The following is a 20319-nucleotide window of genomic DNA, read 5'->3' on the forward strand; positions in this document are numbered from 1 at the left end:
GGTCTCACTTCGAGGGCAGCTCGCTCACGTCGAACTGCACGAACACGTCGCCGGGCATCGCGGCCACCACGGTCTGCGCGGTGTCGGTGCCCGGCACCAGCAGCTCCTTCGGGATCTCGGAGGTGATGCGGTACACGCCGGGATAGACGAGATACAGCAGCGGGGCCGCTGCGGCATCCGTTGCGAGGACACCCTCGACGCCGCCGATGCGGAACGGCGCGGGCTCGAGCGACACCTTGCTCTGCACCGCCTCGATCGACATCGACAGTGTGAGCGACTGCGTGAGCTCCCAGGTCGACGACGACTCGTCCCATCTCACCTGCAGCGAAGAGCTCGTCTCCTCTCCGTCGAGCTCGTACGTGAAGAGCACGCGGCGCACATCCTGATCGCCGCCCACCGCCGCCGAGCGCGGTTCGACCGACACGCTCTCGATCCGCTGCTCCGCCCCCTGCAGCACCGCATCCGTGCGCAGCGTCTCGAAGTCACCGATCTCCTCGGTCGTCGAACCCTCGTGCTGTGCCGCGACCGCGTCGGCATCGAGTGCCGTCGCGGTCGCGGCGTCGCCCGATGCGATCGCACTCAGGTACTGCGTGACGACCTCGGTCGGCTCCGGCCTGGCGGAGCCACCCACGCATCCCGTCAACATGAGCGGCAGCAGTGCGAGCAGACCGGATGCCGCCAGCACACCCGCTCTACTCGATCTGCGCAAAGGAGGGCTTATCCCATGTGAGCGCATCGATCTGCACGGCGTCCAGCTTGTTGGACGTGGCCTGCGTCGACTGTACGAAGAGCTGCACGGCGCCGATGCCCGACGCCACCACCCCGAGCATGGCCGTCACCAGCGACAGGCAAGCCGCGATGATGCCGAGCACCGGCCCGACGCCGGTCTCGAAGGTGAGCGCACCGGCGATGACGCTGAGGATGGCGCCGACGACCCCGAGGATCGCAGCGACCGCACCTGTGACCAGGGCGAGCAGTGCCAGGTAGTAGTTCTCGATGTCGTCGGCGTGCGTGCGGAGCACGTCTTTCAGGCCGTCCAACGCGGGGGCTACCTTGCCGAGGTCGCGCTGCTGATTCTCGACAGCGACCTCATAGCGGCGGGTCGGCTCGCCGTCGTTCCACGACATGAGTCCGTCGAGGTCGTCTTTGTTCACATCGATGGCTGCGGATGCACCGCCGATGTCGCCGAGCGTCTCGGCGACGGCACGGAGCTCGTCAGGGCTTCCGAGGTAGGCCGCCGCCTCACGCAGAACCGCGATGCGCACGAGGCAGTCTCGCAGGGCAGCCAGCGCGGCGTCGGTGATCTGGTCGGCGACCCACTCGACGACCGGATCCGGGATCAGCACGGCGATGGTGCCGAAGTAGTGGTTCGCGGCCGCCTCGACAGCCTGGCGGATGAGCCCGGGCGCGACCTGGATCGCGTTCTGGACGCGCGTCTCCGCGTCGTCGAGCTGGAGGATGATCTGCTGGCGCAGTATGTCGACGTAGCTGCTCACAGCGCTTCCATCTCCCTCTCGACGCGGGCGATCTCATCGGCCGCGTAGCCGTCCATCTCCATGTACTCGATGGCGGAGTCGAGCAGCGCGCGGGCGATGCCCTCGAAGACCTCTTCGCCGCCGTGCAGGTACGAGCCGACGACCTTCAGCGATCTGTTGAACGCGCCGAACAGCTCCTCGGATCCCGGGGCGACGGAGAACGCCTGCCGGTCGAGCGCTATCCCCTCGATGGTCTCTCGCCACCCTTGCAGCTCCAGACTCCACGGTTGCCAGGAGTCGTTCGCATCCGCGCGCAATGCTTCCTCGTCGTAATCGCCCATGGTTCCCCCTACTCGAATCGGTGGAAGGCGTCCGACGCCTTCGCCGCATGCTGTGCGACGCGGAGGATCTCCTCCGCGATGAGCTCGTCGGTGCAGGACTGCACCCACTGATCCTTCACGTCGACCCCGCGCACAGATCCGAAGGACGCCGTCACCGAGAACTGTCCGAAGTCGTCCGAGATGGTGGTCGCGGGAAGTTCCTGGCCCGAGGTGATCGCATCGATGATCGTGGTCGATGCCTCGACCGGCAGCGCAGGCCCGGTCGCCTGAGCGAGCTGGAAGGCGGAGCTGATGGCCGACGCGTAGATCGCGGCGGTGCGGTCCTGCTCGGGGCCTACGACCTCGAGTCCGACCGGGAATCCCGTCTCGCTGAGCGACACCGTCACATGCACCGGGTTCGGCGGGATGTACTTCGCGAGTTCGTTCTCCACGTCTTTCTGCGTCTGGCGCAGCTGGTCCTGCAGGGCTGCGCTCTGCGCCTGCAGCAGCTGCATCCGCTCGAGGAGCGAGGGCTGCTGGTCGGCGCCGGTCATGCCCACCTCGCCTCGATCTTCGATCGGCCCTGGGCATAGCGCTCGGCGCTGCTCGCGGCGGCTCCGGCAGCGAGGCCGAGGATGCGGTTCATCTCAGCGAGACGCGCCGACCACTGGGCCTGGGCCTGGTCGTAGGCGTCGGATGCTTCACCGCTCCACGCCGCTCGGAGTGTGGACACTTCTGCGTCGAGCGCATCCAAGGCGTCAGCGATACCGCGATTGGCTTCCCCCACCGCGGCTGCTGCCCCCCGTATGCGCCCCGGATCGTAAGACTTCACGGGACTCATGCGCCCGAGTTTATCGAGGCTGTCGAATATCGCCAGGGGCAATTGGATTCGAAGATGGATCTGTCCCTCAGAAACCGGGGTATTCCTGCAGCCGCTGCTCGAACTCGGCGCGGTCGGCGTCGCTGAGAAGACCGCTCGCGATGACGACCATCTGCAGACCTTCCAACGGCTCGCCGGTGCGGGCGTTCTGCGCCTCTCGCGCCGTGCGGAAGTCTCCGGTCGCATCATTCGCGAGGTCGAAGATGTTCGTGTAGAAGCGCATCGGTTGCGGGAAGTTGTCGGCGGCGTACTCCCAGGTGTGCTGCAGGCGAGGGTCTTCACTGCCGTAGAGCTTCTGCTTCATCGCCGGCTCGAGTCCCGAGTACTCGCCGTTGAAGGAGTAGAGGTACGAGAACCCCTGCTCGGCGATCACGTCGTCGATCAGATCCATGACCGCGAGCTTCACGCCGTAGTCGTGAATGGGCTCTGTGGTGGCCCACCCGACCGACGTGTACTCGATGAGCATCGATTCGCCGCCATAGCCGTTGCGCTCGGGACGAAGATCCTCCTCGCCGACCTGCACCCATTCGTAGCCGAACTCGTCTGTGATGCGCTCGCGAACTTCGGCGAACAGCGCGTCCGACGCAGCGCGCACCTCTTCGAGGGACTGCTGGTCGAGGGCGTCGCGAGGGTTCTGGTCCTTGATGCCGGGGTAGGCCTCTTCGTGCTTCTGCTCGTCGCTCTTCATGCCGTCGTAGCTGCCGGTCGCCGACGTGCGCACGGCGCCGATGCCGCCGACGGTCGCGACGTTGAACACCACCGTGATCGCGAGCGCGATCGCGGCGAACTTCCGCGCGCGCGCCGAGAACAGGGCACCCGCGATGACGGCGACCACGACGAGCTGCAGCGTCAGCATCGTGACGCCGTAGAGCGCGTCCGTGCCGCCCGCGGCGAGGGTGATCAGCAGCACGAGGGCGAACAGTATGCCGACGGTGAGCGCCACCCACCCGAGGGGGCCCGCGGACTTCCCCGACGGCTCGGCGGTGGCGGTGGCGGTGGCGGTGAGGCCGGGAACGGCGGGCGAGGGCAGATCGGGGCCGGAGGGCCGGCGCGCATTGCGGTAGCCGCCGGGCGGCGGCAGGGGTGGTGCGCCCTCGCTGCCCGCGACGTATCGCGCCCGCTGCTTCTCGTGATCCATCACCATGGCTTGTCCGTCCCCGAGCCTCCGCCGTCGTCATCGTCGCGCTCGTCGCGCTCCTGCGTGCCCTGCTCGAGCTGCTTCTGGAGGTCCTCGATCTTCTCGTCCGAGGGCTGCTCCTGCTGCTGCTCCTCCTCCGGCTCCTGCGGCTGCTCGGGCGGCGTCTGCTCCTCCTGCTGCTGCTTCTGCTTCAGGCGGTCCTCGAGGTCCTCCCGGCTCTGCTGCATGTCGCGGTCGGGGTCCGACGACTGCTCCTGCGCCTCTTCGCTGTTGCACTCCTCGGGCATCTCGGTCGTCACGGTGAGCGCCTCGCCATAGAGTTCGGCGGCTCCCACGCCGTCTCCGTCGCTGCGGGCGGCGTCACCCATCCGCTCGATCACGATCGCGAGGTTGATGCGCACGCTGCACACCTCGAGGCCGGTCGCGAGACTCAGGGACTCCTCGAACTTCGCGCGCGACTCGGGGAGCTTCTCCGACCCGGCCAGAGCGGTGCCCACATTGAAGGGAGCCTTGTACGGCTCGAACCAGTTGAGGAACTCCTGCCCTCTCGCAGCGGATTCCGCCCCGGCGTAGTCGTCGACAACATAGGAGCTGATCGACTGATGCGCGAAGGCGTACATGCTCAGCAGCTTGCCGACGAACAGCAGCGCCGCGAGCGTGAGCGGCAGGGTCCCCAGCGCGACCCACAGACGGATGCGCCGTCGGCGCCGGTTCGATGCCAGCAGCGCTGCCGCGGCGGAGGCGCGGAGTTCGGCGGGGGTCTGCGGAGCGTCGTTCTGCACCTCGAGAAGGACCGGTTCCTCGGGCGGCGTCGGAGCGCCGGGAGGAAGCTGCGACGTGGTCATGCTGCGCCTCCTGATTTCGCGCTCGCGGCCGTGCCGGTGCGCAGACGGCGCAGTCGCGCCACGAGCATGGTCGCTCGCGCGAGCTCTACGCCGAGCAGGGCGGCCATGACGAGAGCTGCGATCCAGTAGAGCTCGGTGACATTGCCGACTTCTCCGGATTCGGAGTAGGCGACCGTCGTCGACGGGGCCTCGGGCAGCGTCGGTTCGGAGTCGGCGGTGCGGTGCTGGTACTCGACACCGAGCTCGCCGGCGATCGTCTGCAGGTTCGCCTCGTCGATCACCGACAGCGCGTTCGAACCCTGGTACTCGATGTATCCCTCGCCCTCCGACGGATCGAGCGATCCCGTGGTCAGCTTCATCGGGCCGCCCTCGGCGGTGCCGTAGCCGAACACCGCGCCGGCGTCGGTGAAAGGCGCACTGTCGTCGAAGGACTCCGGCGGAGACAGGGCCGTCTGCTCGCCGTCGCCGAAGTAGAACACCATGCGCGAGCGATCCTCCGAGTTGGCCGCGGCGTTCGACAGCGTCTCGTGCAGCTGATCGGCGGCGATGCCGATCGAGCTGCCGCGTGAGCGGCTCGTGACCTCGGGGCGAAGCACCTCGAGCGACGAGACCAGCGAAGTGGTGTCGGTGGTCAGCGGCATCCGCACGTCGGCCGATGCGTCGAAGGTGATCAGGGCGAACCGTGCGCCCGGATACTCGTCGACGATCTTCTGCACGTCTGCCCGCACGCCGTCGAGTCGCGGTTCGCCGTCGGCCCAGTCCTCGGCGACGATGCTCGCGGTGGTGTCGACGACGAGCACGATGTCGGTGTCGGTCGCGAGAGTCTGCGTCGTACCGCCGGGGATGCCGGGCCTGAGCAGCATCACGAAGCACGCCAGCAGCATCACGAGCCGCATGGCCCAGAGCGCTCGTGCACCGGCTCTGGTGCCCGAGCCGGTGGTCGGCGCCTTGACGAGCGCCAGCACCGCCAGCGCCGCGACCGGTGCGAAGAGCAGCAGCAGGAGGAAGACGTTGAGCACGGGCTGGAAGATCACAGTCTCACCCTCCACAGCACCACGACGAATGCCAGGGCCGAGACCATCAGCACGACGATCCAGAGGTTGGGGCTGTCGGTCCAGACGACCTGGGCCTGGCCCTTGAGCGCCGTGGCCTCCTGCTCCTGCACCTGCGTGACGATGTCTGCGACGGTCGTCGTGTCGCGCAGGCCGTAGGCGGTGCCGCCGGTGCTCTCCGCCGCCTCGGTGAGTTCGGCGCTGACCTCGGCGTCCTTGCCCTGCACGGGGTTCAGGCTGAAGACGCGCACGCCGACCGACTTCGCGTAGGCGGCAGCCTCTTGCAGCGTCACGATCGACGCGCCGTTGATCTCGTTGTCGGTCGCGAAGATGATCGATCGCGAGCGCTCGTCGTCGGGGTGGTCGAAGGCGAGTGCACACGCCGCGAGGCCGTCGCCGATGAGCGAGGCGCCGTTGCCGTTCATCGTGCCCACCCAGTGCTCGGGGGTCTGCTCCTCGAAGTCGAAGCTCTCCCTGATGCTCTCCATGTGCTCACGGATGAACGGGTAGTCGTCGGTGAGGGGGAAGATCTGCACGGGCGAGCTGTTGAAGATGGTCAGCCCGATGCGTTCGCCCTCGAACTCCTTCAGGAGCTCCTCGAACACCGTGAGCACCTCGACATCGACCTCGGTCATCGACCCCGAGACGTCGAGACACAGCATGATGTCACGGCTGGTGTTGACGGGCTGGATCGTCTGCGACGACATCGGCCGCGCCGCGACGACACCCGCCGACGCGGTGGCGATCACGCCGAGCAGCAGGATGCCGCACAGCGCGACGATCCGACGCTTGAGCGCCGTGCGGAACGCGGGGAGCGCGCGCACCCGCTCGGCGCGCGCGATGCGCGCCTGGTCGTGGGTGTCGGACCGGCCGGTGCGACGCAGTCCCAGCACCAGGCCGATCGTCACCGCGACGACCACGATGCCGGCGGCGACGAGGAGCATCCACCCGTTCGCTAGTGCCATGAGCGCACCACCGCTCTGGCGGCTTCGGCTCCGGCGAGCGGATCGATCGCGGGCCCCTGGCGGAAGATGCTCGGGTAGTAGTGCCGCTGTATGGCGTCGATGAGCGCGGGGTGCACGCCTCGCGCGACGAGATCGTCGAGCGCCAGCACCGGGGCTTCGAGGCCGCTGTACTCGTTGACGAACGTGCGCACGACACGACTCAGCTCGAGATTGGCGTTGCGTGCCGAGAGTGTGCGAGCGCGGTAGTCGTCTTCGATGCGCTGGATGCTCTGCAGGTACTCCACGCGCAGCTGCGAGAGCACATCGGTCGTCTGCAGCACCGGCTGCTGCTGTCCTGCGGTGAGCGTGAGGTCGCGGCGGGGGCGTGTCAGCAGGCTCACGACCCAGGCGCCGACGATCAGGAGCAGCAGTATGCCGATCGCCAACAGGATCCAGCCCCAGCCGTACTGGCCGGGGGGATAGAGCTCATCAGAGCCGGGCATGCGACCTCCGGTTCAGCAGCTGCAGCAGCTGCGAGACGGCGTCGTCCTGCCCGGTGAGCACACCGTGGCTGATCTCCATGCGTGTGAGCAGCTCGGCGAGGCGCGCGGCATCCGTCTGCGCCTGAGCCACGAGCTCTCCGACGATGTCGAGGTCGCCCTGGGCGAAGTCGGGCACCTCCCACCGACTGTCGACGTCGGCGCGGATCGTCCTCGTCGTGTGGTCGAGCACCGGATCCGCGTCGCGCAGCGTGAGCCACAGCACGTCATGCTGCACGCGCAGTCGGCGCAGCATCCGCTCGGTCTCCGTCGTGATCGGGGCCTCGTCGGTCACGACGACGACGATCATGCGTCGCGAGATCGTGCGGGTGACATACGACAGCAGGGCGTCGCGGTCGCTGGGTGCCGTGCTCGTGTCGATCGACTGGTCGATCGTGCGCAGCGCGTGCTCGAGCGCGCCCTCGCTGCGGCCCGGTGCGCGGCGGCGGATGCGGTCGGAGTCGCCGTACACGAGTGAGAAGTCGTCGCCGTGCCGCAGTGCCAGCACGCCGAGCACGCCGGTGGCGAGGATCGCGAGATCCTTCTTCGACTTCTCGTCGTGCGCGAGGGCGCCCATCGCCCTGCCCGTGTCGACCACGAACAGGATCGTGTGCATCCGCATCGCGCGGTGCCTCTTGACCAACGGGGTGCCGAGCCGTGCTGTCGCCCGCCAATCGATGTCGCGCACCTGGTCGCCGTACTCGTACTTGCGCAGGTCCTCGAAGTCGAGGCTGCGCCCGTGCAGCAGCGACGCATAGGCGCCGTCGAGCGCATGCAGCGACTTGCGCGACGAGTGGATGAAGAGCTTGCTCTTCACCTGGGCGATCAGGCTGGGCATCCGAGGTTCACGGGGTGGGGACGGAGGCGAAGATCTGGTCGATGATCTCTTCGCTGCGGATGCCCTCGGCGTCGGCCTCGAACGTCAGCAGCACGCGGTGCCGCAGCACGAGGTGGCGGAGCGAGCGGATGTCCTCTGGAAGCACGTGCGCGCGGCCGTTCAGCAGCGCGAGTGCCCGCGACGCCTGCAGGAACGCGATGCTCGCGCGCGGGCTCGCGCCGTACTTGATGTAGCGGGCGCGCTCGTCGCCGATGTACGGCGCGGGGTTCCTCGTGACGTACGCGATCGACACGATGTAGTTGCGGATCGCGGGGTCGACGTAGACCCGGCTCGCCACATCCTGCAGCAGGTGCACATCGTCGAGTGTGATGGCGCTCGAGACGTGACGGTCGGGATCCAGCACGCCCGAGTCGATGCGACCGAGGATCTCGAACTCCTCGGCCGGACTCGGATACTCGACGATCTCCTTGAGCAGGAAGCGGTCCATCTGCGCCTCGGGCAGCTCGTAGGTGCCCTCCTGCTCGATCGGGTTCTGCGTCGCGATCACGAGGAAGGGCTTCGGCAGGTGGTGCACCTCGCCGCCGATCGTGGTCTGGTGCTCCTGCATCGCCTCGAGCATGGCGCTCTGGGTCTTGGCGCTCGAGCGGTTGATCTCGTCGAGCAGCACGAAGTTGGCGTGCACCGGACCGAGCACGGTGCGGAACGAGCCGGTCGCGGCGTCGTAGATCTGGTTGCCCGTGATGTCGCTGGGCAGCAGATCGGGGGTGCACTGGATGCGCTTGAACTGCGCCTTGACGGTGTCGGCGAGGGTGCTCGCGGCGGTGGTCTTGGCGAGGCCCGGCACGCTCTCGAGCAGGATGTGGCCGCCCGCGATCAGCGAGATCAGCAGGCTGGTGCGCAGTCGCTCCTGGCCCACCATCTTTGCCGAGTACGCGTCGGAGACGGTCTTCAGAACCTCGGCCGCGCGACGCATCTCGGCGTCGGTGGGAGCTGCGGAATTCTTGGTCGCGGGCGTCGGGCTCGAGGAGCCGGCGGATGCCTCGGCGCGGGTCGACGGGGCGGGAGGAGCCGGCGGGGCGGCTTGTACAGACGGTGAGGGCGCGGCCTGCGGTGCCTGTGCGGGAGGTGCGGGCGGAGGCGGCGTCGCACCTGCGGAGGGGTCGGGCGCGTAGGGCTCGTTCATCGATGTGTCTCCTCGTTGCCACGGGGACGCGTCGACGATCCCCCGAGGATCAGCGTAACCGCATCCGGTGACAGTGCCCCGAGAACGTCGGCGCCTGGCCCCACCTCTCGCGTTCCGGGCCCCTCCCGCTCTCGTCCGAATCGCGCACTTGGCAGATTTACGGTCGCCGATTCTGCAAAGTGCGCTACTCGAAAGGCGGGGTGGGTGGCATCCGGACCAGGCATACCGGTGAGTGAGGCGGACGCGTGGTTAGCTGTGGGTTCGATGAAGACCTCCCGAACGATGCCGCGCACTGCGCTCGAATACGCGATCGGACGCCCGCTGTGGGTGGGGGTCGTCGTGCTGAACGTCATCCTTGCGGCCGCCGCGACCCTGGTGAGCGTCCGGGCGTACCTGCAGGATGCCGCATCCATGCAGTCGATCCTCCCCGTGCTGGTCGCCGTCGCCGCGCTGTGGTGGGTCTTCGCGGTGACGCTGTGGCTCACCACGCTCCCTCGCCGGCGCGTCACCGCCCACGACATCCGTCGTTCGAGCGCGACCGTCTCGGGCGGCATCCTCCTCTCCGGATCTAAGCTGGTGCCGACCATGACGGTGGTCTCGGCGCTCGCCGCGGCGGCGACCTGCGCTGTCGTGGCCGTGACGGTCAGCGGTGGATGGCGCCTCCTCTGGGCAGTCCTCGCCGTTCTCCTGCTCGGCCCGGTCATCAGCCACCTGATCTCGCTCAGACAGCCACGCCGACTGTTCCTGCATCCACGGGGGCTCGGCTCCGCGACCTTCCACCTCGATGCCGAGGTGCAGTGGGGCGATGTCCAGAGCATCGACGTCGGGGTCGGCATGAACAACACCATGGTGCTCAAGGTCGTCGTGCGCCCCGGGGCACCCAGCTATCGGGAGAGGTGGCGGCATCCGCTCTGGCGTCGGCGCGGTGTGATCGACGTCGACCCGTCAGCGCTGGGCGTGGACGGAACGCTGCTGTGGCTCGCGCTCCGGCTCTACACGCTCGAGCCTTCGACGAGGGAGGAGCTCCGCGGCGACCGTGTGCCCGGCCGCCTTCTCGATGCAGGAGAGGCGCTGTCCACCACGCCGCAGCGCGTGAGCGCTCCAGTGCTCTCGGTGTTCGGCCCGGAGGGGGCGCGGCGCTAGCCGCACCTCTCATTCGAATCGCGCACCTGGCAGATCTACGGTCGCCAATTCTGCAAAGTGCGCTATTCGAAAGACGGGGTGGGTGGCCGGCCGGGGCCGGTGGCCGGTGGCCGGACGGGGTCAGGAGGGTGAAGCGGCAGCCGCATCGCGGCCGCGCCGGCGACCGATCCAGACGACGAGCGCCGCTACGCCGATGATCGCGACGGCGATGCCGATGATGTACCCCGCGACGCCGAGGTATTCGCCCGGCACCCGATGCGGGTTGAGGAACGGATACGGGTACCACCAGGCCTCGCCGGTCGCCGGGGCGGTGATGAGGTTCGCACGGATCATCGTGTAGATCGCCCACACGATCGGGAAGATCGCGGCGATGAACACGGTGTTCCAGGGCAGCGCGCGTCGACGGGGTGCGAAGAGCACGTCGAGGAGGAGGAACAGCGGGAAGACGACGTGCAGCACCTCGTTCGACCACGGCACCGTCGAGCCCTGCGGCAGCGCGAAGCCCCGCAGCAGGGTGTTGTACACGATGCCGGTCACGATCATGTAGGTGCTCGCGCACACGAGGAGCACGGCGAGCCAGTGCGGCTCGGGCTCGGAGTCGCCGCGGTGGCGCAACGCCCAGATCGCGCCGATCACGAGCACCACAGCCGCGAGCACGTTCGAGTCGATCGTGAAGAAGCTGAAGAAGTTCGTCCACACGGTCGGGATGTGGCTGCCCCACGGAGTGGGATCGGCGAACGCGATCTGAAGGGTGAGTGACAGCTGCGCGACCACAGCCGCGAGGCTGAGCGCTGCCGCCGCGAGTCGTGCGTAGGGCCACCAGGTCGTCATATTCGCCTCCGCGCACACCTTATCGGTCGGTACGCCCGTCGACGCTAGGCCGTTATTCCGTCATGTCACGTGGTGCGGCGGCCCCACCGCATCCGCGTCACAAGCACTCCGAGCAGACACAGCGCGCCGCCGACGAACATGAGCGGCGTCGGCACCTCGCCGAGGATCGCCCACGACAGGAGGATCGCGATCGCCGGCACGACGTAGGTGGTCGCCGAGGTCTGCCCTGCGGTGCTGCGCTGCAGCACGTAGGCCCAGGTCGTGAAGGCGATCGCTGTCGGGAAGATGCCGAGATACACGACCCACAGCGTCGAGCTGAGCGGGGCCGTCTGCAGCGCCCCGATCAGGCTGCCGACCCACGGGAGCAGCGCGACGGTGCCCGCCACCGCTCCCAGGAACGTCAGCGTCGTCGCATCGGACCCCGCGCTGAGCAGATGCTTCTGCAGCAGGGTGCACCCCGCGTACATGACGGCCGCGAGCAGCGCGAGCAGCAGCCCGGTGATGTCGGGGCCCTCGCTCGTCGAAGAGTTCATGCCGATCAGCACGACGCCGAGGAACGCGATCGGCGCCCCGATGATCAGCGGCTTCGGGAAGCCTTCTCGCAGGAACAGCCCGCTGAAGACGACGACCATGAGAGGGGCGAGGTTCACCACCATCGCGGCCGTGCCCGCGTCGAGCGTGCGCTCGGCCGCATTGAGCGCCAGGTTGTAGACGCAGAACCAGCCGACTCCCCACACCGCCACGAGCCACCAGTGACGACGGTCGGGAAGACGGATGCCGTGGCGAACCGCGATGATCGCGAGCACGGCGCTGCCGACCGCCATGCGCAGCAGCGCCAGCGCCCCGGGATCGAAGTGCGGCCCGGCGCCGCGGATGCCGATGAACGCCGACGCCCACAGCACCACCGTCACGACGGCGGCGACGAGCACGAGCGGCCCCTGCGGTCTGCGCTTCGTGGGGTTCAGGCTGTCGTCGCGCTGGACGCGACTCGTCTTCGGCATCCTTCGATCCTGGCACCGGGCACCGACATCGGCGATGCGCCGGAGAGACAGCATCCGTCGCTTTTCGGCCGACCTGCATCCGTGCGGCGCGCGCTCGCCCGTCCACAGCTCTGAAACGGCTGCGAAACAGCCCTTCGATAGGATGGTCACGCCCGACAAGGGCCAGCTCATCAGCCGGTGCAAACCCGGCGAAAGCAAGGGGGATACCCATGCCAGGAATCGTTATCGTCGGCGTCCAGTGGGGCGATGAGGGCAAGGGCAAGGCCACCGACCTGCTCGGCGAGCGCACCGACTGGGTCGTCAAGTTCAACGGCGGCAACAACGCCGGTCACACAGTGGTGGTCGGCAACGAGAAGTACGCGCTGCACCTGCTGCCCTCGGGCATCCTGTCGCCCGGCGTCACGCCGGTGATCGGCAACGGCGTCGTGATCGATCTCGAGGTGCTGTTCCACGAGCTCGAGGCTCTCGGCGCTCGCGGCATCGACGTGTCCCGTCTCAAGGTGAGCGCCAACGCGCACATCATCACCGCGTACCACCGCACGCTCGACAAGGTCACCGAGCGCTTCCTCGGCAAGCGCAACATCGGCACGACCGGCCGCGGAATCGGGCCGGCCTACGCCGACAAGATCAACCGCGTCGGCATCCGCGTGCAGGATCTTTTCGACGAGAACATCCTGCGCCAGAAGGTCGAGGGCGCGCTCGACCAGAAGAACCACCTGCTGGTGAAGGTCTTCAACCGCCGTGCCGTGACGGTCGACGAGATCGTCGAGGAGCTGCTCTCGTATGCCGAGCGTCTGCGTCCGATGGTCGCCGACACCGGATACCTGATCGCCGAGGCGCTCGACCGCGGCGAGGTCGTGGTGTTCGAGGGCGGTCAGGCGACCATGCTCGACATCGACCACGGCACCTACCCGTTCGTCACCTCGTCGACGGCGACGGCGGCCGGTGCGGCATCCGGCTCAGGCGTCGGCCCGGGCGCGCTCGACCGCATCGTCGGAATCGTCAAGGCCTACACGACCCGCGTGGGATCCGGTCCCTTCCCGACCGAGCTCTTCGACGAGAAGGGCGAATGGCTTCGCTCGCGCGGCTTCGAGTTCGGCACCACCACCGGTCGTCCGCGCCGCGTCGGCTGGTACGACGCTCCGATCACCCGCTACGCGACGCGGGTCAACGGGATCACCGACCTCGTGCTCACCAAGCTCGACATCCTCACGGGGCTCGAGCAGATCCCCGTGTGCGTCGCCTATGACGTCGACGGTCAGCGCTTCGACGAGGTGCCGGTCAACCAGACCGACTTCCACCACGCGACGCCGATCCTCGAGTACCTTCCCGGCTGGAGCGAGGACATCTCGACCGCGCGCACGTTCGACGACCTGCCCAAGAACGCGCAGGACTACGTGATCGCGCTCGAGGCGATGAGCAACACGCGCATCTCGGTGATCGGCGTGGGACCGGAGCGCGACCAGGTCGTCGTGCGCCACGACCTGCTCGACTGAGACCGCGATGACACGCTTCTGGGTCGGAGGCTACGGCCCGGCGATGCAGGGGCAGGCCGACGGAATCGGTCTGCTCGCGGGCGATGCCGACAGGCAGACTTCGCTCGCGTATCGCGGGGCGGTCGCCGAGGCCCCCTCGCCGTCGTGGCTCGCACAGCATCCGACGCTCGACGTCGTCTATGCGGCGCTCGAGGCGGATGCCGGCGTGCAGGCGTTCGTGCGCTCGGGCGAGTCGAGTCTGCAGCCGCTCGGCGCTCCGGTCGATGCCGGCGAGGGCGTGTGCCACGTGGCTGTCTCGCCGCGCGGCGACTTCCTGGTGGCGAGCTGCTACGGCGACGGACGCGTGGTGCGCATCGGCATCGACCCGCAGGGCAGGCTGATCCCGGATGCCGTGAACAAGGCCGCCGAGCTGCGGGCCGCTCTGCTCGGCGAACCGCTCGAGGCAGCGGCTCCGGCGGGCGTCGCCGTCTCGGCATCCGACCCCTACGCGGGAGCACGCACGGCCGCGGGTGACGACCGCGTCTCGCACGCGCATGCCGCCGGGTTCCTGGCCGATGGGCGCATCGCCACGACCGACCTCGGCTTCGACCTGGTGCGCATCTGGCGGCACGGGGCGCACGGCCTGATCCTCGACCACGAGGTGCCTCTGCCGATGGGCACGGGACCCCGCCACATGGTCGTGCATCCGAGCGGGCACCTGCATGTCGTGACCGAGTATTCGTGCGAGGTGTTCACCCTCGCCGCCGGTGTCGACGGCACCTGGGCGGTCGTCGGCTCCGTGCTCACGAGTCCGATCGCCGAGGTGGGCACCGACTTCCCCGCCGAGCTCGCGCGTACACGCGACGGCCGGTTCCTCTACACCGCGCTGCGCGGCAGCAACACGATCGCCGCCCTGCGGGTGCACGGCGCGGGCGAGAGCCTCGAGCCGTTCGCCATGGCGGACTCGGGCGTCGACTGGCCGCGTCATCACCTGGTGCACGAAGGCAAGCTTCTCGTCGCGGGACAGCGTTCCGACACGATCGCGCTGCTCGACCTCGATGAGCGCACGGGTGCTCCGCTGGGCATCCGTCATCAGGCGCAGGTCCCGACACCGACGAGCCTGCTCCTCGTGCGCTGACCTGCGGTCCCGACGCGCCCGGAACGCCCTTGCACGGCTCGTGCCGGAACACCACCCCGTGACTCGACGTTGGTTCTGAGCAAGACTGGGCGACGGAGAGGCGCACACCCATGACTGCTGACAAGACCGACGAATACGACCTGATCGTGCTGGGCGGAGGACCGGTCGGCGAGAACGTGGCCGACCGCGCCGTGCAGGGCGGGCTGACCGCGATCATCGTCGAGAGCGAGCTCGTGGGCGGTGAATGCTCGTACTGGGCATGCATGCCCTCGAAGGCGCTGCTGCGTTCTGCCCAGGCCCTGCGCGCGGCCCAGCACGTGGCGGGGTCGAAGGAGGCCGTGACCGGGAAGCTCGACGTGCGGGCGGTGTTCGACCGTCGCGACTCGTTCACGAGCAACTGGTCGGACGATGGCCAGGTGAAGTGGCTCGAATCGGCGGGTATCGACCTCGCTCGCGGCCACGGTCGCCTCACGGGCGAGCGCGAGGTCACGGTGACCGATGCCGACGGCGGCACGCGCGTGCTCCGCGCCCGCCACGCCGTCGCGATCAGCACGGGTTCGGATGCCGTGATCCCGCCGATCGACGGACTGCGCGAGTCGTCGCCCTGGACCAGCCGCGAGGCGACGAGCGCCGAGGAGCTCCCCGAGTCCCTGGCCGTGATCGGCGGCGGAGTCGTCGCGGTCGAGATGGCGACCGCCTACGCGGCGCTCGGCTCGACCGTGACGATCATCGCTCGCAGCGGGCTGCTGGGATCGATGGAGCCGTTCGCCGGCGAGCGGGTCGCCGCGGGGCTGAAGGAGCTCGGCGTCGATGTGCGCACCGAGACCGGGACGACCAGCGTCAACCGCGCCGATGACGGCGTCACGATCGTGCTCGACGACGGTACGACGATCACCGCGGCAGAGGTGCTCGCGGCGACGGGGCGCTCGCCGCGCAGCGGTGACATCGGCCTCGACGTGGTCGGCCTGGAGCCGGGCCGCTGGATCACGGTCGACGACACCATGCGCGTTCCGGGATCGGAGTGGCTGTACGCGGTCGGCGACGTGAACGGTCGTGTGCTGCTCACGCACCAGGGCAAGTACCAGGCGCGTGCGTCCGGAGACGTGATCGCCGCCCGCGCCAAGGGCGAGGATGTCGACGATGCGCCCTGGGGGCGTCACGTCGCCACGGCCGACAGCGCCGGCGCTCCTCAGGTGACGTTCTCGTTCCCCGAGGTCGCCTCGGTCGGGAAGACCGAGGCCGAGGCGCGCAAGGGCGGCACCGACGTGGCTGTCGTCGACTACGACCTGGGGTCGGTCGCCGGTGCGAGCCTCTATGAGGACGGCTTCGCGGGGCAGGCCCGACTCGTGATCGACAAGGAGCGCGACGTGATCGTCGGAGCGACCTTCGTCGGCCCCGAGGTCGCCGAGCTCGTGCAGGCGGCCACGGTCGCGATCGTCGCCGAGGTGCCGATCGCCCGGCTCTGGCACGCGGTTCCGGCGTATCCGACGGTCAGCGAGGTCTGGTTGCGGCTGCTCGAGGGCTACGGGCGGCAGTCGGCATGACTGCGTCGGGCGGATGCCGAGAAGGGATGCCGCGACGGCATCCGTTCCGGCATCCGCTCCGAACAGTCACCGGGAGACCTGGCGCGACCGGCGCGCCCGGAGCAGGATTGTTTCCCACATTGACGACCCCGGGCGCAACCCTCGGCTCAATGTCGCAGACCTCTTATACGCTCGAACTCACATCCGAGGAGGCAGGACCATGAAGGCTGTACTCGCAGGAACCGTCATCGCCGAAGCCGACGAGAGCGATCTCGCACGCATCGAGGGGAACTGGTACTTCCCGCCGGCGTCGATCACAGAGGGTGTGCTCGTCGAGAGCCCGACCCCCTACACGTGTCCGTGGAAGGGCGCTGCCCAGTACTACTCGGTGCAGGCCGGTGGCGAACTGCACACCGACTACGCCTGGTCGTACCCGACGCCGTACCCGAGCGCCTTCGACCGCGTGGGCAAGGACTTCTCGGGATTCGTGGCGTTCGACCCGCGGGTCGAAGTCTCCGCATGACCTCTGTATGCCGCAACCGGGGCGCTGACGCCCGTCTCGTCGATCGACCCCTCGGAGAGTAATCGTGATCGAGTTCCGCAACGTCACCAAGCAGTTCCCCGACGGCACGACCGCCGTGAAGGACTTCAGCCTGGTGCTGCCGTCTCGCAAGACGACGGTGTTCGTCGGATCCTCGGGATGCGGCAAGACCACTCTGCTGCGCATGATCAACCGCATGGTCGAGCCGACCTCGGGCGAGGTCGAGATCGACGGAGAGAGCGTGCTCGGCGGCGATCCGGTCGCCCTGCGCCGCCGCATCGGCTACGTCATGCAGAACTCCGGCCTCATGCCGCACTTCACGGTGATCGACAACGTCGCCACCGTCCTGCGTCTGACGGGCGTGAAGAAGGGCCCCGCGCACGAGCGCGCGCGCGAGCTGCTCACGACGGTCGGACTCGACCAGTCGCTCGCCGAGCGGTATCCCAGCCAGCTCTCGGGCGGTCAGCAGCAGCGCGTCGGCGTGGCGCGCGGGCTCGCGGCAGACCCCAACATCCTCTTGATGGATGAGCCCTTCGGCGCGGTCGACCCGATCGTGCGGGCCGACCTGCAGCAGGAGACGCTGCGGCTGCAGCACGAGCTCGACAAGACGGTCGTGTTCGTCACGCACGACATCGACGAGGCGTTCCTGCTCGGAGACCAGGTCGTGATCCTCGACAAGGGCGCGCGCATCGTGCAGGTGGGCAGTCCGAGCGAGATCATCGAGAACCCCGCAGACGACTTCGTGGCCTCCTTCATCGGAGCCGACCGCGGCCGTCGGGCGCTGCACCTCAAAGAGACGCCGCACGGCACGGTCGTGGTCGATTCCGAGGGGCGCACGCAGGGTGCGATCGTGGCCGACGTCGAGACGTCGGACGGTCCCCTGGCGGGGCCGGATGCCGCGGCGCTGGGCGTGAATCGGGGCGGGCTCACGTGAACTGGGTCTCGAACAACCTCGGGCTGATCCTCGAGCTGACGGGAGTCCATCTGCGACAGAGCATCATCCCGATCGTGCTCGGCTTCGTGCTGTCGCTGCCGCTGGGCTGGGTCGCCTGGCGGTTCAAGCTCGTGCGAGGGCCGATCATCCTGCTCACGGGTCTGCTCTACACGATTCCCTCGCTCGCCCTGCTGATCCTGCTGCCGTCGGTCGTCGGGTACTCTCCTCGCAGCGAGGCCAACCTCATCGTCGCGCTCACCATCTATGCGATCGCGATCCTCGTGCGCGGCGTCTCCGACGGTCTCGACTCGGTCGACGACGACATCCGTCAGGCCGCCACGGCCACGGGCTTCGGCTCCTTCCGGCGCTTCTGGGCGGTCGAGTTCCCGCTCGCGGGCCCCGTCATCCTGGCGAGTCTGCGGGTGACGGCCGTGAGCACCATCTCGCTGGCGACCGTCGGCATCCTGATCGGCATCAGGAACCTCGGGTATCTGTTCACGAACGGCCTCGACCGTCGGATCATCGCCGAGGTCTTCGCCGGGATCATCGCGGTCGTCGTCATCGCGCTCGTGATCGACCTGCTCCTGCTGCTGGCGGGTCGCGCTCTCATGCCGTGGACGCGCGCCGCGACGAAGACCGGCGCGGCGCGGCCCGTGGCTGTGGGGGCTCCCGCATGAACCTCTTCGTCGAAGCCTTCGCGTGGATGTTCGCTCCGGCCCAGTGGACTGGAAATTACGCGCTGCCGAAGCTGCTCGGCGAGCACCTGACCCTCACCGCGATCTCCGTGGTCATCGCGGCGGCGATCGCCGTCCCGCTCGGGTGGCTCATCGGCCACACGGGCAAGGGTCGCGAGATCGCCGTGGCGGTCTCCGGTGCGGCACGTGCGATCCCGGCCTTCGGCCTCATGATCCTGCTGGTGCTCCTGCTCGGCGTGCTCCGCATCCCCGAGGCGGCGATCACGACCTTCGTGCTGCTCGCGATCCCGTCTCTGCTGGCGGGCGCCTACACCGGCCTCGAGGCCATCGACCGCCGCGTGATCGACGCGGCGAAGGCGATGGGCATGACGGGCTGGCAGATCTTCTGGCGGGTCGAGGTGCCGCTCGGCCTTCCGCTGCTCGTCGGCGGCATCCGCGCAGCCCTACTGCAGGTCATCGCGACCGTCACGATCGCCGCGTACGTCGGCCTCGGCGGTCTCGGCTACCCGATCATCCAGGGCATTCCGCTGCAGCGCTTCGATCAGGTGGTCGCCGGCGCGATCCTGGTGGCTGCGCTCGCACTTCTGGTCGATCTGCTGCTCGCTACCGCGCAGCACCTCGCCGTTCCCAGAGGACTGCGCACCGGCGGGCGCCCGTCGCGCCGACGCGCGCGACCGCTCGCTCCCGCAGCCGAGCCCTCGACGTCCGAGCCGTCCCCCTCGGGCGAGGGATCGGCGCAGGGCGCCACCCAGCCCGCCACAGCCTGAATCCACAGCACAGCAGTTCCACAGCAGTCCCCCAGAGAAGAGGAAGTCCATGTTCACAGCACGAGGCAAGCGTTCTGTCTTCGCCATCGGCCTTGTCGCGTCGGCGGCACTCGCCCTCACCGCCTGCGGTTCGAGCGAAACGCTCGGCGAGCCGGCCGACTCCGGCGAAAGCTCGGGCGGCGACGCGATCGTCGTCGGCTCGCAGGCGTACTACTCCAACGAGATCGTGGCCGAGATCTACGCCCAGGCTCTCGAGGCGGCCGACTTCACGGTCGATCGCCAGTTCAGCATCGGCCAGCGCGACGCGTACATGCCTGACGTCGAGTCCGGCGAGATCGACGTCTTCCCCGAGTACACGGGCAGCCTGCTCGAGTACATCTCGGACGACGAGGTCGACGTGACCAGCCCCGACGACGTGTACGCCGCCCTGCAGGATGCGCTGCCGGAGAGCCTCACGGCCCTCGACTTCGCCGAGGCATCCGACCAGGACTCCTACACGGTGCTCAAGAGCTTCGCCGAGGAGAACGGTCTGACCACGATCGGCGACCTGTCGAAGGTCACCTCGCCGGTCACGATCGGTGCGGCGCCCGAGTTCGAGCAGCGCCCGTACAGCCCGGCCGCGGCGAAGGAGGTCTATGGCGTCGACCTGGCGTTCTCGGCCACCGGCCCCACGACCCTCGAGTCGCTGCTCGCCGGCGAGATCCAGGTCGCGGACATCTACACCGCCGACCCCGCCTTCGAGACGGAGGAGATCGTGGCTCTCGAAGACCCCGAGAACCTGATCATCTCGTCGAACGTCGTGCCGATCGTCTCCTCCGACATCGCCGATGACGTGTCCGATGTGCTCAACGCGATCAGCGCCAAGCTGACCGCAGAGGAGCTCGTCTCGCTGAACGTGCTGAGCACGGTCGACCAGCAGTCCTCGGAGGACATCGCCAAGAAGTGGCTCGCTGACAACGACCTCGTCTGATCGCGAACAGTTCTCAGAGAAGTGCCCGGCCCCTCAGGGGGTCGGGCACTTCTGTGTTTGCGGTGCGAGACCGTTTTCGCGGCGTGA

23 protein-coding genes are annotated in these 20319 nt (G+C 68.5%); 9 read left to right on the plus strand and 14 right to left on the minus strand.

The genetic code is table 11. The features are described from left to right. Nucleotides 1-4: 4 nt before the first annotated feature. The 12 genes from AC3WS6_RS02725 to AC3WS6_RS02780 all read right to left on the minus strand — a co-directional run bounded on the left by AC3WS6_RS02725 (nt 5) and on the right by AC3WS6_RS02780 (nt 9004). Nucleotides 5-685 carry a hypothetical protein gene (locus AC3WS6_RS02725; protein ID WP_492499534.1) on the minus strand — a complete coding sequence of 227 codons (681 nt, stop codon included), beginning with the start codon at nt 683-685 and terminating at the stop codon, nt 5-7. 7 nt (nt 686-692) lie between these two features. Next, nucleotides 693-1496, minus strand: a complete 804-nt coding sequence (locus AC3WS6_RS02730; protein ID WP_492499535.1) for a hypothetical protein — start codon at nt 1494-1496, stop codon at nt 693-695. Continuing rightward, nucleotides 1493-1816, minus strand: coding sequence for a hypothetical protein (locus tag AC3WS6_RS02735; RefSeq protein WP_492499536.1), 324 nt, complete (start codon nt 1814-1816; stop codon nt 1493-1495). The genes AC3WS6_RS02730 and AC3WS6_RS02735 overlap by 4 nt, the downstream gene beginning before the upstream one ends. An 8-nt stretch (nt 1817-1824) precedes the next feature. Continuing rightward, a complete protein-coding gene (locus AC3WS6_RS02740; protein WP_492499537.1) occupies nt 1825-2349 on the minus strand; it encodes a hypothetical protein in 525 nt (174 codons plus the stop codon). After that, the gene (locus AC3WS6_RS02745) at nt 2346-2636 is read right to left on the minus strand and encodes a WXG100 family type VII secretion target (protein ID WP_377533241.1); all 291 of its coding nucleotides are present in this window, start codon (nt 2634-2636) and stop codon (nt 2346-2348) included. Before AC3WS6_RS02745 ends, AC3WS6_RS02740 begins: the two co-directional genes overlap by 4 nt. 67 nt (nt 2637-2703) lie before the next feature. After that, nucleotides 2704-3813, minus strand: a complete 1110-nt coding sequence (locus AC3WS6_RS02750) for a hypothetical protein (protein ID WP_492499538.1) — start codon at nt 3811-3813, stop codon at nt 2704-2706. Next, nucleotides 3813-4658, minus strand: coding sequence for a hypothetical protein (locus tag AC3WS6_RS02755; protein WP_492499539.1), 846 nt, complete (start codon nt 4656-4658; stop codon nt 3813-3815). The genes AC3WS6_RS02750 and AC3WS6_RS02755 overlap by 1 nt, the downstream gene beginning before the upstream one ends. Further along, nucleotides 4655-5692 carry a VWA domain-containing protein gene (locus AC3WS6_RS02760; protein ID WP_492499540.1) on the minus strand — a complete coding sequence of 346 codons (1038 nt, stop codon included), beginning with the start codon at nt 5690-5692 and terminating at the stop codon, nt 4655-4657. Before AC3WS6_RS02760 ends, AC3WS6_RS02755 begins: the two co-directional genes overlap by 4 nt. Continuing rightward, nucleotides 5689-6675, minus strand: coding sequence for a VWA domain-containing protein (locus AC3WS6_RS02765; protein WP_492499541.1), 987 nt, complete (start codon nt 6673-6675; stop codon nt 5689-5691). Before AC3WS6_RS02765 ends, AC3WS6_RS02760 begins: the two co-directional genes overlap by 4 nt. Continuing rightward, nucleotides 6666-7157 carry a hypothetical protein gene (locus AC3WS6_RS02770; protein WP_492499542.1) on the minus strand — a complete coding sequence of 164 codons (492 nt, stop codon included), beginning with the start codon at nt 7155-7157 and terminating at the stop codon, nt 6666-6668. Before AC3WS6_RS02770 ends, AC3WS6_RS02765 begins: the two co-directional genes overlap by 10 nt. Further along, complete coding sequence (locus AC3WS6_RS02775) at nt 7144-8031, minus strand: DUF58 domain-containing protein (protein ID WP_492499543.1); 888 nt, start codon at nt 8029-8031, stop codon at nt 7144-7146. Before AC3WS6_RS02775 ends, AC3WS6_RS02770 begins: the two co-directional genes overlap by 14 nt. 7 nt (nt 8032-8038) lie before the next feature. Then, nucleotides 8039-9004: an AAA family ATPase gene (locus AC3WS6_RS02780; RefSeq protein ID WP_201471665.1), complete on the minus strand. Its 966-nt coding sequence runs from the start codon at nt 9002-9004 to the stop codon at nt 8039-8041. A gap of 474 nt (nt 9005-9478) precedes the next feature. Between AC3WS6_RS02780 and AC3WS6_RS02785 the strand changes: the two genes are divergently transcribed. Then, nucleotides 9479-10357: a hypothetical protein gene (locus tag AC3WS6_RS02785; protein ID WP_492499544.1), complete on the plus strand. Its 879-nt coding sequence runs from the start codon at nt 9479-9481 to the stop codon at nt 10355-10357. Between the two features lie 120 nt (nt 10358-10477). Here the strand turns inward: AC3WS6_RS02785 and AC3WS6_RS02790 are convergent, their stop codons facing one another. Beyond that, nucleotides 10478-11188, minus strand: coding sequence for a Pr6Pr family membrane protein (locus AC3WS6_RS02790; protein ID WP_492499545.1), 711 nt, complete (start codon nt 11186-11188; stop codon nt 10478-10480). 65 nt (nt 11189-11253) lie between these two features. Further along, the gene (locus AC3WS6_RS02795) at nt 11254-12189 is read right to left on the minus strand and encodes a DMT family transporter (RefSeq protein WP_492499546.1); all 936 of its coding nucleotides are present in this window, start codon (nt 12187-12189) and stop codon (nt 11254-11256) included. Between the two features lie 209 nt (nt 12190-12398). On the opposite strand from AC3WS6_RS02795, the gene AC3WS6_RS02800 reads away from it, so the two are divergent. The 8 genes from AC3WS6_RS02800 to AC3WS6_RS02835 all read left to right on the plus strand — a co-directional run bounded on the left by AC3WS6_RS02800 (nt 12399) and on the right by AC3WS6_RS02835 (nt 20232). Next, the gene (locus AC3WS6_RS02800; RefSeq protein ID WP_492499547.1) at nt 12399-13685 is read left to right on the plus strand and encodes an adenylosuccinate synthase; all 1287 of its coding nucleotides are present in this window, start codon (nt 12399-12401) and stop codon (nt 13683-13685) included. 7 nt (nt 13686-13692) lie between these two features. Further along, nucleotides 13693-14802: a lactonase family protein gene (locus tag AC3WS6_RS02805; protein WP_492499548.1), complete on the plus strand. Its 1110-nt coding sequence runs from the start codon at nt 13693-13695 to the stop codon at nt 14800-14802. A gap of 110 nt (nt 14803-14912) precedes the next feature. After that, nucleotides 14913-16346, plus strand: a complete 1434-nt coding sequence (locus AC3WS6_RS02810; protein ID WP_492499549.1) for a dihydrolipoyl dehydrogenase family protein — start codon at nt 14913-14915, stop codon at nt 16344-16346. Nucleotides 16347-16545: 199 nt separating this feature from the next. After that, nucleotides 16546-16848, plus strand: coding sequence for a DUF427 domain-containing protein (locus tag AC3WS6_RS02815; protein ID WP_492499550.1), 303 nt, complete (start codon nt 16546-16548; stop codon nt 16846-16848). Nucleotides 16849-16912: 64 nt separating this feature from the next. Next, on the plus strand, nt 16913-17800 hold the full coding sequence (locus AC3WS6_RS02820; RefSeq protein ID WP_492499551.1) for an ABC transporter ATP-binding protein: 888 nt from the start codon (nt 16913-16915) through the stop codon (nt 17798-17800). Then, nucleotides 17797-18477 (plus strand): ABC transporter permease, encoded by a 681-nt coding sequence (locus tag AC3WS6_RS02825; protein ID WP_492499552.1) that lies wholly within the window; start codon nt 17797-17799, stop codon nt 18475-18477. Before AC3WS6_RS02820 ends, AC3WS6_RS02825 begins: the two co-directional genes overlap by 4 nt. Continuing rightward, the gene (locus tag AC3WS6_RS02830) at nt 18474-19262 is read left to right on the plus strand and encodes an ABC transporter permease (protein ID WP_492499553.1); all 789 of its coding nucleotides are present in this window, start codon (nt 18474-18476) and stop codon (nt 19260-19262) included. The genes AC3WS6_RS02825 and AC3WS6_RS02830 overlap by 4 nt, the downstream gene beginning before the upstream one ends. Nucleotides 19263-19311: 49 nt before the next feature. Further along, on the plus strand, nt 19312-20232 hold the full coding sequence (locus AC3WS6_RS02835) for an ABC transporter substrate-binding protein (RefSeq protein WP_492499554.1): 921 nt from the start codon (nt 19312-19314) through the stop codon (nt 20230-20232). Nucleotides 20233-20319: the final 87 nt, after the last annotated feature.

Source organism: Microbacterium sp. EB106-03-03-XG65 (assembly GCF_058791955.1).